A 12,954-nucleotide genomic window follows, 5' to 3' on the forward strand; every position below is an offset into this window, starting at 1 on the left:
GAAGAAGGCGGCGGAGCTGTTTCCGTGGGAACATCTCGAGCAATCCCAGAAAACCTGTGAAATGGCTTGCCGTCCGCAACGGCATCCCAAAATCGGCAGCCCCAAAATCGGCAGCGCGGAGATCAAACGACAACAGCCGGCCGCAGGGAACGGCCGGCTGTTGCGCTGGAGGTACTGCTGCGGAATTAGCTGCGGGCGATGATCTCGCGCCCGTCGATCTTCATGTGAACGCCAAGCGTGCCGGTGGAACGGCGCACGAGGAAACGCGGCCGGCGCTCGGCGAAGAAGGAGTGGCGGCGCCGCGGCTTGACCGGCGCGGTGCGCACGTCGCCGAGATGCTCTTCGAGGGGCCTTGCGACGCCATCCGCTTCGACCATCAGCATGGGAATGCGATAGGCCTCCGCCCAGGCGCGCCAGTCGGCCGCGATGTCGGACAGGTCGTGTGCGACGAGCAGCGGAACGCAGAGGTCCGGGTCGTCGTGATGAAGTTCCAGCGTCACTGTAACGTCTCCGTCGCCGTGATCGATCGCGCGAGCCGCGACCCCTTTGAATGCCCGCGCCGGCAGTGCGATCGAAAGCGGCAGGCCGCTCGATGGTAGCACCTTGCGCAGAACTGCGCCACGCTCGTCCAGGCTGATCGTGACATTACCCGTGTGACCGCGCAAGGCGTAGCTTGCCTGCTGTGGAAAGCGCTTCGGATCAAGACGGAGCGTGTTTTCGACCCATGCGGGTTGAGAGAGTGTGTTGCGCATTTCAATCGCCCTTGTTTTTCCTTGAGAGCCGTTTCCGGTCTTCTCGTCGGGACTTTTTCGTCCTCTATGGGCTGAGAATAGGCGCCCCCCTTTCCGAACGGCTTAAGAATCGCGGTTAAGAAAACTTTGCGTTTTTCGATGGTTAGCAAAAGCCGACCGCTCAGGGTTTCTGTTTCGTCAACGGGTCGGACGGTCTTGTTCCGATCGGACGCAACAAGCGGCCTGTCGGCGGCCGGCCAAAAGCCACACACAAGCCAGTGCTGCAATCATGACGCGTCAGAATTCTGTTTCGGGGTTGGTTCGGCCGCCCCATGGGTAACCGACGGGGCCAGGCATGGTATCGACCTATCTCGACTATAGTCGCATCACGCGTGATTTGCGCAGCAGCCTCAATCGTGTTGCCCAGCAGCCGCAGATCGCGCGCGAGGCCCAATATTACCGGGAAAACATCGACCGCGTGAAAACCGTCGACGCGTTCCTCGACGACTACCGGCTCTACTCCTACGCGATGAAGGCGCATGGCCTGGAGGACATGACCTATGCCAAGGCCTTCATGCGCAAGGTTCTGGAAAGTGACCTGAAGGACGATAACAGTTTTGCCAACCGTCTCACGGATGAACGCTACCGCAATTTTGCGCAGGCCTTCAACTTCAGTTCGGCAACCGCGGTGGCTCAAACCAGCGCACAGCAGGATGCGCTGATCGGCCTCTACAACGACCGCATCAACGATCTCGATACAGTCATGCGGCAAGAGATGGCCTATTTTGGCGCGGCCATGGATCTGGTCACCGATGTCGACCAGTTCCTGGGCAACGAAAAGCTGCGCTCCTTTGCCTTCACCGTGTTCGGACTGAACCCGAAGACCTTTTCGTACACGGAAGTTCGCAATGCGTTGACCAGCGATCCCGCGACCTTGACCGCCAACCAGACGGCAGCCAAGACGCGGTTGACCGAAGCGAGCAAGCAGCTGACGGATCTCGGCGCGCGCGACACCGCTCTCGCCCAGATCGTCAGCCTGACAGCCCAACTGGCCGCGGCGCCCGATGCCGACAAGCCTGCCATCCAGACGAAGATCGATGAGCAGAACGCAATCGTCACCGACCTCGATGCACGGCTGCCGCCGCGCGACCAGGCGCCGGCGCTGAAGACGCAGCTCTCCCTGGAGGTGAACACGCTTGCCAGGCAGATCAGCAGTCTCGATATCTATATCCAGCTCGCCTCGACATTCAATTTCAATGCCGACGGCAGCGTGCCTGCCGGTGAGAAGGCGATCAGCGACGAAAAGAAGGCGCTGCTCAACGAGGCCTATGTCTTCCTGCGGCCCGGCGTCACACCGTCGGGCGCTGCACGATTGACCGGCGCCGGGGCGCTGCTCAACAAGGAATACTACGAACAGAAGATCGGCAGCATTACCAAGGTCTCGGACCTGATCGCCGATAACCGCCTGCTCAACTACATCATCACCGCCTTCGGCTTGCCGTCCGCGACGACGATGCCCTCTACGGTCGAAAACATCCTCACCAGCGACATCAACGACCCGGAGAGCTACGTCAACAAATATGGCGGCGAATACAACGCCGCCTACAAGAAGATGCTTGCCGCCTTCAACTTCCAGACTGACGGTACGCTGCCAGCCGGCAAGACCGCGCAGGATGCGGACCAGATGAAGACGACGTCCGACGGCTACATGGTGCGCTACAACGACAAGAGTGATGCCGAGGACGAAGCGCTGGTCAAACGCTTCAAACTCCTGATCGGCACGATGAAATCGGTCGACGAGTTGCTCGCCAACAATGACATGAAGAAATTCATGCTGCGCGCCTTCGGCCTCGATAATGAGGATCTGAGCAGCCGAACGCTGAAGCGGATTCTGACCAGCGACCTCAACGATCCCAGAAGCTATGCCAACACGCTGCGCGATGAGCGCTACGTCAAGCTGGTAAAGGCATTCAACTTCAATCCGGACGGCACGCTCGGCGCACCAAAGTTGGCGCAGAGCGAAGCCGACATCATGAATACGGCCAAGGCCTATGTGATCGCCAAGTCCCGGTTCGGCACGGATGAAGAGAAGAAGGTCGCCAAGGTCAAGGCGCAGGAGGAAGCCAAGTACTACACGGCCGAGATCGAGAAGATCGAGACGCTCGACGCCTTCCTGGCGAACCGGCGGCTGGTCGATTTCGTGCTCGTCGGGTCCGGCATCGATCCGGGAACGGTCAAGACCGAATACCTCAAGGACATGTTCACGTCCAACCTGGACGATCCCAAGAGCTTCATCAATACCGATCCGAACGGGCTGAAGTACCGCGGGATCGTCGCCTCCTTCAACTTCGACACAGACGGCAAGATCGTCCGGGGCGAGGCCGGCCAGATCCAGACCCGGCGCGGATTGATCACCACGGTCGACCTCTATCTCAATCAGTCGCTCGAGGAGTCCGAAGGCGCCGACAACGGCGGCGTTCGCCTGGCGCTCTATTTCAAGCGCAAGGCCCCGGAGATCAACACGGCTTACGACATCCTGGCCGAGACCGCCCTGTTCCAGGTTATCAAGACGGCCTACAGCATGCCGGAGGGGCTGCAGAACGCCAAGATCGAGGCGCAGGCCGCCTATATCGAGCGCGTCGTCAACATCAAGGATCTGCAGGATCCCGGGAAGCTCGAGAAGCTCCTGCAGCGGTTCACGGCACTTTATGACGTCGAAAACAACACGGACGTATCACCGGGGCTGGCGATCCTCAGCGGTAGCGGCGGAGGCGGCGTCAGCGCCGAGACGCTCCTGTCTCTCTCGCAGTTGCGCGCAGGCGGTCGCTGAGTCAGGTTGCGTAAAGTGCAGCGAGCCCTTTGCGGCAGGTGCTTAAGCCTGCCGCAGAAGACTGCCCGCTTCACCGGTCGGCGCGCAGCACCTTGTCAGGGTTCATGATGCCCGCCGGATCGAAGGCGTGCTTGATCCGTTGCATCAGCTCGATCTCGATCGGTGCGCGGATTTCTGCGAGCTCGTCGCGCTTCAGCTGGCCTATGCCGTGTTCGGCCGAGATCGAGCCGTTATATCTCAGAACGATACCGTGCACGATCGCGTTGATCTCGCGCCAGCGATCGAGGAAGGCCTGCTTGTCGGCGCCGACCGGCTGCGAAATGTTGTAGTGGATGTTGCCGTCGCCCATGTGGCCGAAAGAGCAGATGCGCGCGCCTGGGATCGCCTTCATGACGGCGGCGTCCGCCTCCTTCATAAAGGCAGGAATGCTGGAAACGGGCACTGAGACGTCGTGCTTGATCGAGCCGCCCTCGGGTTTCTGCGCCGGCGACATGCTTTCGCGCATATGCCACAGCGCCTTGCCTTGCGTCTCGTTGGCGGCGATCACGGCGTTTTCGACGAGACCGGCGGCAAAGCCCTGTTCCAGGAGGTCGTTGACCATGCGCTCGGCGCTTTCGGCCGAATCCGAGGTCGAGATGTCGATCAGCGCGTACCAAGGATGGACGGTGTCCATCGGGTCGCGAACGCCGGGAATATGTTTCGTCGTGAATTCGACGCCGAGGCGCGGCATCAGCTCGAAGCCGGTCAGCGCCGGCCCGCAAAGGCTGGCGGCCTTTTCGAAGAGAGCGAGCGCATGCTCCACACTGCCGACACCGGCGAAGGCTACCTGATGTCCAAGCGGTTTCGGGAATAGCTTGAGCACCGCGCCGGTGATGACGCCGAGCGTGCCCTCGGCGCCGATGAAGAGGTCGCGCAGGTCGTAGCCGGTATTGTCCTTCTTCAGCCGGCGCAGCCCGTCCCAAATTTCGCCGGTTGGCAACACGACCTCGAGGCCGAGGCAGAGCTGGCGCATGTTGCCATAGGCGAGCACCGCCGTGCCGCCGGCATTGGTGGAGAGATTGCCGCCGATACGCGCGGAGCCTTCCGATCCGAGCGACAGCGGGAACAGGCGATTGTGATCGTCCGCCGCCTTCTGGATGTCGGCGAGAATGCATCCGGCGTCCGCGACGATCACGTTGCCGACCGGATCCACGTCGCGAATCCGGTTCAGCCGTTCGAGCGAAAGCACGATGTCCGCTTTGCCTTCCCGCGGGATCTGTCCGGCCACGTGGCCGGTGTTGCCGCCCTGCGGTACGATCGCGGTGCGGGTCGCGCTGGCGAGTTTCATGATGCGAGAGACTTCGTCGACCGAACCGGGGCGAAGCACCATCGGCGTCGTGCCGCGAAAGAGCCCGCGGGATTCGACGAGATAGCGCGCCTTGTCCGCTTCGGCGGTGACCGCATTGGCGCTGCCGACGATCTCGACGAAGGAGGCGATGAGTTCAGGAGAGGGAAGGGTCGTCATGAGTCTGCCTTCGCACTGCGCTTGAGCGCGCTATCAGATCGGTCGATCTGAAGACACGATCCTCGGTTCCTATCGGCTGCGATCATAACCGCAATCGCGGCCGTCCGGTGAGGGCGGGGTGCGGAGGAGAAGCCGCACGCGATCTCACCCTCGCGGCGCCGCCGCACGCTGCAGCCGGTCGATGATCGCTTCTCCCAATCCTTCCGAAGGGATCGGCCCGAAGGCGATCGTCGCAGCGCCGCTGGCGTCGGCCCGCTTCATGTAGTCGAAGAGATTGGCTGCCGCTTCGTGAAGATTTCCGGTCGGGCTGAGATCGAGAACGATGGCCGCCTGTTCCTCGCCGGCGATCCGGCCGCCGCCGTAGCGGATCAAGGCCTCGCCCGCACGCACATCGGCAACATCGAGCCTGACGGCCGCGCCGGGCGCGTAGTGGGAGGCCAGCATGCCCGGCGCCTCGATCGTTGCTCCCGCCGTTTCCGGTCGGATCACCGGACGATCGAGCAGGCGCTCGATTTCTGCGGCATCGAGGCCGCCGGGGCGGAGCAGCCGGATCTCGTCGCCATCGACCTTGATGATCGTGGACTCCAAGCCGATTTCGGCCGGGCCTGCGTCGAGGATCAGTTTCAGCTTTTCGCCGAGATCCGCATCGACATGGACCGCACTGGTCGGGCTGATCTTGCCCGAGGTGTTGGCGCTGGGCGCTGCGAGCGGCCGCCCGAAGCGGGCGATCACCCGGCGCGAAAAGCCGTCGGGCATGCGGATGCCAAGCGTGTCGAGGCCGGCCGAGGCCAGCGCATGCACGCTGCTATCGGGCCGCTGCGGCAAGATCAGCGTCAGGGGTCCGGGCCAGAAGGTTTCCGCCAGGCGTCGGGAAATCGGGTCGAAGCGCACATGGGCCTCGGCCATCGCCATGTCGGAGACATGCGAGATCAGCGGATTGAAGCGCGGCCGGCCCTTCATCTCGTAGATGCGGCTGATCGCATCGGGATTGGTGGCGTCGGCGGCAAGGCCATAGACGGTTTCGGTGGGAATGGCGACCGGTTCGCCTTCGGCAAGAACGGCGCAGGCGCGTTCGATCGCGCGGTCCGGTTCCCTGCCTGTGTCGATGATCTCTGCCATGCCGTTTCCTTTCCGACGCTTCCTTAACGGACGTGCCGGGAAAACAGAACGATTTTTTTGGGGGCGTTCGGTTGCTGCCTCAGAGACTGCGGATAATGCGGCGCAGCGCGGAGTCCCGGGCACCCAGCATCAGCACGTTCTTGAGAGCAACCTTGGGGTCGTCCGTGCGGAAGAGGAGCCCGTTGTCGCGGACGTTGCGGTTGATGACCATCTGTCCGTCTTCGGCGTTCGGCTCGATCGCGACCGCGAAATACATGCGGGAATAGCCGCTCTGGATACGGTCGAAGAAATGCGTCTCATCACCAAGGTCGCTGAAGAAATTGGCGAAGTAGAACGACCAGGTGATGTCCTTGGAAGGCGTGACCGCCGTCCGCGCCGCCGTCACATGGCAATAGCCGAGATGCGGCTTGCCGACGAGCGTGCGGTGAAAAATCAGCTTGGGAAACTGGATCGAGGCATGAAAGCCGTTGATCCGCTTGTGCGTCGTGTCACCGGCGGTCGCGAGCTTCTTGCCGGTCCTGTCCGCGACTTCTTCGTAGCTCAGATACCGTCGCTCGCTCGGCAGCCATTGCCGGCGGTTGATCCTGCCGGTGCGCAGAAACTCGGTGTGAACGGCCGTCTTCGGCATGACCGCCGGCGGCTTCTCGGCCGCAGCGTCGTAATATCTGAACTTTGCCATGATCGTCAGTGTGCCATCTGCCTGCCGGACATCTTCGTCCGCCGGCAAGCCTAGTGGCTTATGGTTAATGAAGGATTTCCTTTCGTTCGCGGAAGATGCCCCTGCACATTCATGGGAATGTCGCAAACGGGCGAAGCCTTCCTGTGTCTGCGTCATGTCAGTCACAAAAGCCGGAATCTGCCCAATTTTTGATCTATCTATATGTTTATAAAGTGAAAAATTCTCGCATCCGTTTCCAAAAGGCGGTTTCGATCGTGTCGTCATTCTGGAATTGAATGTCGCTATCCGGCGCCTGCCGAGGCGCCTTCCGCGCTTACATATCCTTACTCAAGGTGTCGTCTTCCAAAGGGGAAGGCGGAGAATTGGGAAGCCGGTCAAATCCCGGCGCTGCCCCCGCAACGGTGGTGGAGCGAAAGGCTCGGCAAAAGGCCACTGGACGGTTTTCCGTCCGGGAAGGCGCCGGGCTGGTCCTTCGAAGGACGGCTCCTGAGCCCGGAAACCAGCCTTGACAGACATAACCGTAACGGGTTGCGGCGGGCAGCCGGATCGGAGCCTAAAACGCATGGGCGTGCGCCCATGCGGGTTCCTGTCCTGCCTCTCCGAAACATGGCGCATGAGGACAGGACATGGATACCAAGACCGATATGCTTCGCAAGCTGAAGGGCCGGCGTGACGGCTACAGCCTCGATCGGGCCTTCTACATCGACCCCGACTATTACCGGCAGGACCTGGAAAACATCTGGTATCGGGATTGGCTGTTCATCGGCCACGATTGCGAAATCCCGCGGGCCGGCAACTATTTCACCGTCCAGGTCGGCGACTATCCGGTCGTCATCACCCGCGATCGCCAGGGCACGATCCGCGCGCTCCACAACTCCTGCCGCCACCGCGGCTCCCGCGTCTGCACGCAGCACAAGGGCTCTTCGGCAAAGCTCGTCTGTCCCTATCATCAATGGACCTACGAGCTCGACGGCTCGCTGCTCTTCGCACGCCAGATGGGCGAAGACTTCGACAAGGCAGCCCACAGCCTGAAGCAGATCCATTGCGAAACGGTCGGCGGCTACATCTTCATCAACCTGTCGGAGACGCCGGCGGATTTCGCCGCCTTCCGCGAGCTGGCATTCCCCTACCTCGCGCCGCACCGGCTGGGAGAGACCAAGGTCGCCTTCGAAAGCACCATCATCGAAAAGGGCAACTGGAAGCTCGTCTGGGAGAACAACCGCGAGTGCTACCACTGCGCCGCCAATCACCCCGAACTCTGCCGGACCTATCCGGAAGCGCCGACCGCGACCGGGGTGCAGGGCGCCAAGGACGATCCGGTGATTGCCGCCCATTGGGCGAAGTGCGAGGCCGAGGGCCTGCCGAGCGAGTTCCGGATGTCGCCGACCGGCCAGTTCCGCGCCGCGCGCATGCCGCTGGTCGATAATGCCGAAAGCTACACCATGTCGGGTGCGCCCGCCGTAAAAAGGGCGCTGTCGGCCGATGTCAGGCAGAAGCAGATCGGCACGCTCCTGATGTTCCATTACCCCACGACCTGGAACCACGTGCTTTCGGATCACGCCATCACCTTCCGCGTGTTGCCGCTGGGGCCGGAACTCACGCAGGTGACAACGAAGTGGCTGGTCCACAAGGACGCGGTCGAAGGTGTCGACTACACGCTCGAGGATCTGACTCATGTCTGGACCGAGACCAACGACCAGGATCGCCAGATCGTCGAGGAAAATGCCTTCGGCATCCGCTCGCCGGCCTATGAGCCCGGTCCGTATTCGCCGGAGCACGAGGGTGGCGTGATGCAGTTCGTCGAATGGTACTGCAAGTTCATGGAGCAGCGCCTGCAGGGCGATGCGGCTCCGCTCTCAAAGGTCGCCTGACATGCAGATGGCGTCCTCCTTCCATCATTTCGACGAACTGCATGTCTGGATCGACCGGCAGCAGATGCTCGAATGCACATCGGCGGTTGTCGAAACCGCCGATGTCATGACCTTCACCTTCCGTGCGGAGAAGCCCGCCTGGTTTCGTTATCTGCCCGGCCAGTTCGTCACCCTCGAATTGCCGGTCGCCGACGAACCGGTCATGCGCACCTACACCCTGTCGTCGACGCCATCGCGACCGCTGTCGATTGCCGTCACGGTGAAGGCGCAGGCCGACAGCGTCGGCACCCGCTGGATGTTCGATCACCTGAAGCCGGGCATGAAGCTCCGGGCTTTTGGACCGCTCGGAGATTTCAGCTTCGTCCGTCATCCCGGCGAAAAGTACCTGTTTATCTCCGCCGGATCCGGCATCACCCCGATGATGTCGATGACGCGCTGGATGGCCGACTGCGTGCCGGAGACCGATGTCACCTTCATCTCCTGTGCTCGCCGGCCGGACGACCTTCTGTTTCGCTCGGAGCTCGAGGTTCTGGCGACACAGATGTCCGGGCTGAACCTCGGCTTCATCGTCGAGGGGCACGAGGCGCGTCACGGCTGGCATGGCCTGCGCGGCCGCATCGACGGTGCCAAGCTACCGTTGCTCGCTCCCGACTTCCAGGAGCGCACGGTGTTCTGCTGCGGTCCGGAACCGTTCATGCGCGGTGTGCGCGAGATGCTGAAGGCAGCCGGCTTCGACATGGCCCGCTATCACGAGGAGAGCTTCCAGCCGGCGGCAGCACCTGCCGCGGAAGAGATCGCCGTGCGCGCCGGTGCCGGCGATGATGGTGAGGTTCAGGCGGCCAAGGTCGCCTTCACCATGAGCGGCAAGGAGGTCGAGGCGAAACCCGGCCAAACGATCCTGCAGACGGCGCGTGCCAATGGTGTGAGGATCGGCGCTGCCTGCGAGGGCGGAATCTGCGGCACCTGCCGGGTGATGAAGGTCGCGGGCGAGGTCGAGATGAACCACAATGGCGGTATTCTCGATGACGAGGTCGACGAGGGCTACATCCTCGCCTGCTGCTCGCGGCCGCTGGGAGATGTCCAGATCGAAGCCTGAAGGATCAGGGCGTGTTGCAGGGCGCAGGCTTGATTGCAACGCGCCGTAGCGTGTCGGCATTGGCAACTGCGCTGCCACAACCGCCCTGTGCCGCGTCATCGGCGGCGACCGCCACCTGTAGGGCGCGCTCGTGGCGAGCGAAGTCGATCGAGCCCGTCACCAGCCTGTCGACGCCGCTGCCGGCGCCGCTCGTGGCACCGGCACGGCTGACAAGCAGCGGCTCGCCAAGCGTTGCGGAGGCCCGTGCGACCGCGTGCATGCCCGTCCCCTGCTCGGCTTGAGCAACGAGGGTGAGCGGCAATGGCTTTTCAGGCAGCAAGGCACCCTGCGCCCAAATCGCTTTCAGCGCCAGCGGCGACTTTGCAGCGACATTCACGTCGATATCGTCGAGCGTCCCTGGCACGCGGTAGGGGCAACGCCGTTTGCCGCAATTGATGCCGGACGAGAACTGCCACAACGCATAGCTTTCCCAATTGCCCATCGGGAAGACCTGGCGGATATCCGGCTTGTAGCGCGCGTACCAGAGCGGCAGGCGCGACAGCAGCCGGTGCTTGGCGCGGTGCGCGGCGATATATTTGGCCGTGATGTGGTTGGTATAGAGGATCGGATAACGTCCGGTGCGGGTCTTGACGTGGCCGGCGAAGATCGCGGCATCCTCTAGCGACATGTATTTGTCGGCATCGATGCCCTCGAGATCGAGAACCATCAACTCGTCGTCGCGCGGCTCGGCGTAGTCGAGGAAATGGTTTGCCTGGTCGACGGGATTGCCAGGACGGGCGAGATGGTAGGCACCCCACAGCAGCCCGTGTGTGCGGGCGATCATGCGCCGGGTCTGGTAGAGTTCGCGGCTGACGGCGTATTTGCGCCACATGGTCTTGCAGTGGTTGAAGGTGTCGCCGTTGTGGTCGCCGGTGCAGGAGAAGCTTTCGGGCAGGCCGTCGGAGGCCTTGGCGATGAAGCCGGAGATGCGCTTGTCCGCGAGCATCGTTTCCCAGTCGATGCTGTTCATCTCATAGGCATCGACGATGATGGCGTTGGACTTGGTCTTCCAGGGCTCCAGTTCACCGGCGCGTGCGATCGCCGCCGCGAAAGCCAGACCTAGAAAGGTCGCGAGGCGCAGAATCATCCCTGTGGTGGAGATATACCGCTTTGCCATTCTCTGAGATTGCCGACAGTATCGTTAATGTATCGTAAATCCCAGCCCCCGAGGCGGACTGTGCTGGAGCGGCGCGCGAAAGTATACCGACCTCCGGCTGTATATGAGCAATGCCTTGCATAATATTGGTGTGTCGCGTGATGCCTTCGACGCCGACAGGCGGATGAACGAATGCGCCAAAGCCGTCACTGCTGCCGATCTGCAGCTGCTGATCCGCAGCAGCCGCGATGCCTGAAGATGGAACAAAACCGGTGACTTATGCGTTGCTGGTTGGCTTCGGATTTCCCGGCTGAGGGTCATCCCCGGTTTGCAGCGAACCGGGTGAAATCACGCAGAGGCTGAAGTTCCCGTGGTCGCCCGATTTTTTGGCACCCTGCGGAGCGTGGATTCGGTTATGGAGGTTTTGATGAAGACTTTGCTGAAGACCGGGAAGAGCCGGTGGTTTTCTGCGATTATTGCCGCGGCAGTTCTGATGACGTCCGCGGCCCCGTCGCAGGCGTTCATGCCGACGCCGCCTCGCGTCGAGCGGCAGAACGAGGCGACGAACGTTCAGTATCGCAGGCCGGGGTATGAACGCCGCGGCAACTATTACTACTACAATGGCTACCGCGGTTATAACTACCGCCGTCCGGGATACCGTTACTATAACGGTTGGTGGTACCCGATGGCCGCCTTCGGCACCGGCGTGATCATCGGCGGGGCAATCGCCCAGCCGCCGCGCTACGAGCGTCCGGCTCCCGTCTACGGCAGCCGCCATGTGCAATGGTGCGCCAACCGGTACCGGTCCTACAGGGCCTATGACAATAGTTATCAGCCCTATGGCGGCCCGCGCCAGCAGTGCTATTCGCCCTATAGCTAAGGGGTGAGCAGGGCCGGGGGCTTTCGCTGCCGGCCTTTTCTCTGACATTCAAAGAATGCCGATCCGCCTGAGGATCCACCAGGCAAAGGCCATGGAAAGTGCGATGAACAGCGCCGCATAGAGCGTGCCGGTGCCGTCGGCGAAGGGGAGCGCCCCGGTGTTCATGCCGAAGAAACCGGTCACGAGCGTCGGCGGCAGCAGGAATGCGGTCATCAGCGACAGGATGTAGAGGTGGCGGTTGGTTTCCGAGGAGATCTTGCTGTCGATTTCTTCGTGCAGCAGTCGTGCCCGTTCCTGCAAAGCGAAGACGTCGCGGTCGACCGCCTCGAGCCGGTCGGAAAGCCGCTCGGCAACGTCGATGAAACCGGGGGGCACCTCGTCTTCATCCGAGGCGGCCGCCCGCCTCAGCAAAGCCAGGATCGTGCGCAGATGCCGATGAAGCCGCACCACCGTGCGGCGGAGCGGCGCAAGGCCTGGCTGCTGGCGATGTCCGGCCGCGCCATAGACATGATCCTCGATGACGTTCAGTTCCTCGGTCAATTCCAGAACCAGCGAGATCAATGTGCGCTGGAACTCGATCACGATCATCTCGAAGAGGTCGATCGGGCGGGCACATTTCGTGCTCTTCTCCACGGCCGCCTTGACGCGGTCGATGCTGCGCAACGGATGCAGACGGGTGGTGAAGATGATCCGGTCGCTGACGGCGAAATGCAGCCAGCCGATCGTCTTGGTCACGGCATCGAAGGTGCGCTCGAAGTCGACGAGCGTGCCGTGTACGATATCATCCGAAACCGTAATCGCGGCCTGCGTGTCGTGGCTGGTCAGCGCGGTGACCGCGAGTGGCGGAAGGTTGCCGATCCGCTCGATGAGGGCAGGCGTGCGTGCATCGGAGAGCGCTAGATGAACCCAGACCCATCCTTCGCCTGTCAGCAGGCTGTCGACCGAAGCGTCGGTGGCGATGCGCTGGCAGCGGCTTTCGCCTGGCAGGAAACGATAGGCCCAGACGATGCCGGGTATTTCGGGGGAAATCAGGTTCATCTGAACGCCTTGGCAAAAGCCTTATGCCTTGGCTTCTATGCGCCGTTGATGACAGTTTTGTTACAGTCGAA

10 protein-coding genes, 1 pseudogene and 1 riboswitch are annotated in these 12,954 nt (G+C 62.1%); of the genes and pseudogenes, 5 read left to right on the forward strand and 6 right to left on the reverse strand.

The genetic code is table 11. The annotated features are described in order from the left end of the window. Positions 1–185: 185 nt before the first annotated feature. Entirely contained in the window at positions 186–752 is a 567-nt protein-coding gene (locus AC070A_RS13240; RefSeq protein WP_057250756.1) for a DUF6101 family protein, read from the reverse strand. 334 nt (positions 753–1,086) lie between these two features. On the opposite strand from AC070A_RS13240, the gene AC070A_RS13245 reads away from it, so the two are divergent. Continuing rightward, on the forward strand, positions 1,087–3,561 hold the full coding sequence (locus AC070A_RS13245; RefSeq protein WP_112996379.1) for a DUF1217 domain-containing protein: 2,475 nt from the start codon (positions 1,087–1,089) through the stop codon (positions 3,559–3,561). A gap of 70 nt (positions 3,562–3,631) precedes the next feature. Here the strand turns inward: AC070A_RS13245 and AC070A_RS13250 are convergent, their stop codons facing one another. The 3 genes from AC070A_RS13250 to AC070A_RS13260 all read right to left on the reverse strand — a co-directional run bounded on the left by AC070A_RS13250 (position 3,632) and on the right by AC070A_RS13260 (position 6,863). Further along, positions 3,632–5,065 (reverse strand): FAD-binding oxidoreductase, encoded by a 1,434-nt coding sequence (locus tag AC070A_RS13250; protein ID WP_112996378.1) that lies wholly within the window; start codon positions 5,063–5,065, stop codon positions 3,632–3,634. A 144-nt stretch (positions 5,066–5,209) separates the two neighbouring features. Next, complete coding sequence (locus AC070A_RS13255) at positions 5,210–6,184, reverse strand: L-threonylcarbamoyladenylate synthase (protein WP_057250750.1); 975 nt, start codon at positions 6,182–6,184, stop codon at positions 5,210–5,212. Between the two features lie 79 nt (positions 6,185–6,263). Further along, positions 6,264–6,863: a DUF6656 family protein gene (locus tag AC070A_RS13260; protein ID WP_057251094.1), complete on the reverse strand. Its 600-nt coding sequence runs from the start codon at positions 6,861–6,863 to the stop codon at positions 6,264–6,266. Between the two features lie 313 nt (positions 6,864–7,176). Then, positions 7,177–7,385, forward strand: a riboswitch (cobalamin riboswitch). Between the two features lie 104 nt (positions 7,386–7,489). Between AC070A_RS13260 and AC070A_RS13265 the strand changes: the two genes are divergently transcribed. Beyond that, the gene (locus AC070A_RS13265; RefSeq protein ID WP_057250748.1) at positions 7,490–8,734 is read left to right on the forward strand and encodes an aromatic ring-hydroxylating oxygenase subunit alpha; all 1,245 of its coding nucleotides are present in this window, start codon (positions 7,490–7,492) and stop codon (positions 8,732–8,734) included. 1 nt (position 8,735) lies between these two features. After that, positions 8,736–9,830, forward strand: coding sequence for an FAD-binding oxidoreductase (locus AC070A_RS13270; protein WP_112996377.1), 1,095 nt, complete (start codon positions 8,736–8,738; stop codon positions 9,828–9,830). 145 nt (positions 9,831–9,975) lie between these two features. On the opposite strand, the pseudogene AC070A_RS13275 reads toward AC070A_RS13270, so the two are convergent. Then, positions 9,976–10,986: pseudogene (locus AC070A_RS13275) on the reverse strand (glycoside hydrolase family 25 protein); the annotation flags it as partial. A gap of 103 nt (positions 10,987–11,089) precedes the next feature. Between AC070A_RS13275 and AC070A_RS13280 the strand changes: the two are divergent. Together AC070A_RS13280 and AC070A_RS13285 are read left to right on the forward strand one after the other, a co-directional pair. After that, a complete protein-coding gene (locus AC070A_RS13280) occupies positions 11,090–11,221 on the forward strand; it encodes a hypothetical protein (protein WP_255570933.1) in 132 nt (43 codons plus the stop codon). A gap of 171 nt (positions 11,222–11,392) precedes the next feature. Continuing rightward, positions 11,393–11,845 carry a BA14K family protein gene (locus AC070A_RS13285; RefSeq protein WP_110878063.1) on the forward strand — a complete coding sequence of 151 codons (453 nt, stop codon included), beginning with the start codon at positions 11,393–11,395 and terminating at the stop codon, positions 11,843–11,845. 48 nt (positions 11,846–11,893) lie between these two features. On the opposite strand, the gene AC070A_RS13290 is transcribed toward AC070A_RS13285, so the two are convergent. Then, complete coding sequence (locus AC070A_RS13290) at positions 11,894–12,883, reverse strand: transporter (protein ID WP_058325473.1); 990 nt, start codon at positions 12,881–12,883, stop codon at positions 11,894–11,896. Positions 12,884–12,954 lie beyond the last annotated feature (71 nt).

It is taken from the genome of Ensifer sp. GW101-20A05 (assembly GCF_059424735.1).

What these genes read in the sequence shown, in the direction of transcription:
- AC070A_RS13265 (WP_057250748.1), top strand. Translation starts at nt 7,490, where the DNA reads ATGGATACCAAGACCGATATGCTTCGCAAGCTGAAGGGCCGGCGTGAC.
- AC070A_RS13255 (WP_057250750.1), bottom strand. Translation starts at nt 6,184, where the DNA reads ATGGCAGAGATCATCGACACAGGCAGGGAACCGGACCGCGCGATCGAA.
- AC070A_RS13285 (WP_110878063.1), top strand. Translation starts at nt 11,393, where the DNA reads ATGAAGACTTTGCTGAAGACCGGGAAGAGCCGGTGGTTTTCTGCGATT.
- AC070A_RS13280 (WP_255570933.1), top strand. Translation starts at nt 11,090, where the DNA reads ATGAGCAATGCCTTGCATAATATTGGTGTGTCGCGTGATGCCTTCGAC.
- AC070A_RS13260 (WP_057251094.1), bottom strand. Translation starts at nt 6,863, where the DNA reads ATGGCAAAGTTCAGATATTACGACGCTGCGGCCGAGAAGCCGCCGGCG.
- AC070A_RS13270 (WP_112996377.1), top strand. Translation starts at nt 8,736, where the DNA reads ATGCAGATGGCGTCCTCCTTCCATCATTTCGACGAACTGCATGTCTGG.
- AC070A_RS13290 (WP_058325473.1), bottom strand. Translation starts at nt 12,883, where the DNA reads ATGAACCTGATTTCCCCCGAAATACCCGGCATCGTCTGGGCCTATCGT.
- AC070A_RS13240 (WP_057250756.1), bottom strand. Translation starts at nt 752, where the DNA reads ATGCGCAACACACTCTCTCAACCCGCATGGGTCGAAAACACGCTCCGT.
- AC070A_RS13250 (WP_112996378.1), bottom strand. Translation starts at nt 5,065, where the DNA reads ATGACGACCCTTCCCTCTCCTGAACTCATCGCCTCCTTCGTCGAGATC.
- AC070A_RS13245 (WP_112996379.1), top strand. Translation starts at nt 1,087, where the DNA reads ATGGTATCGACCTATCTCGACTATAGTCGCATCACGCGTGATTTGCGC.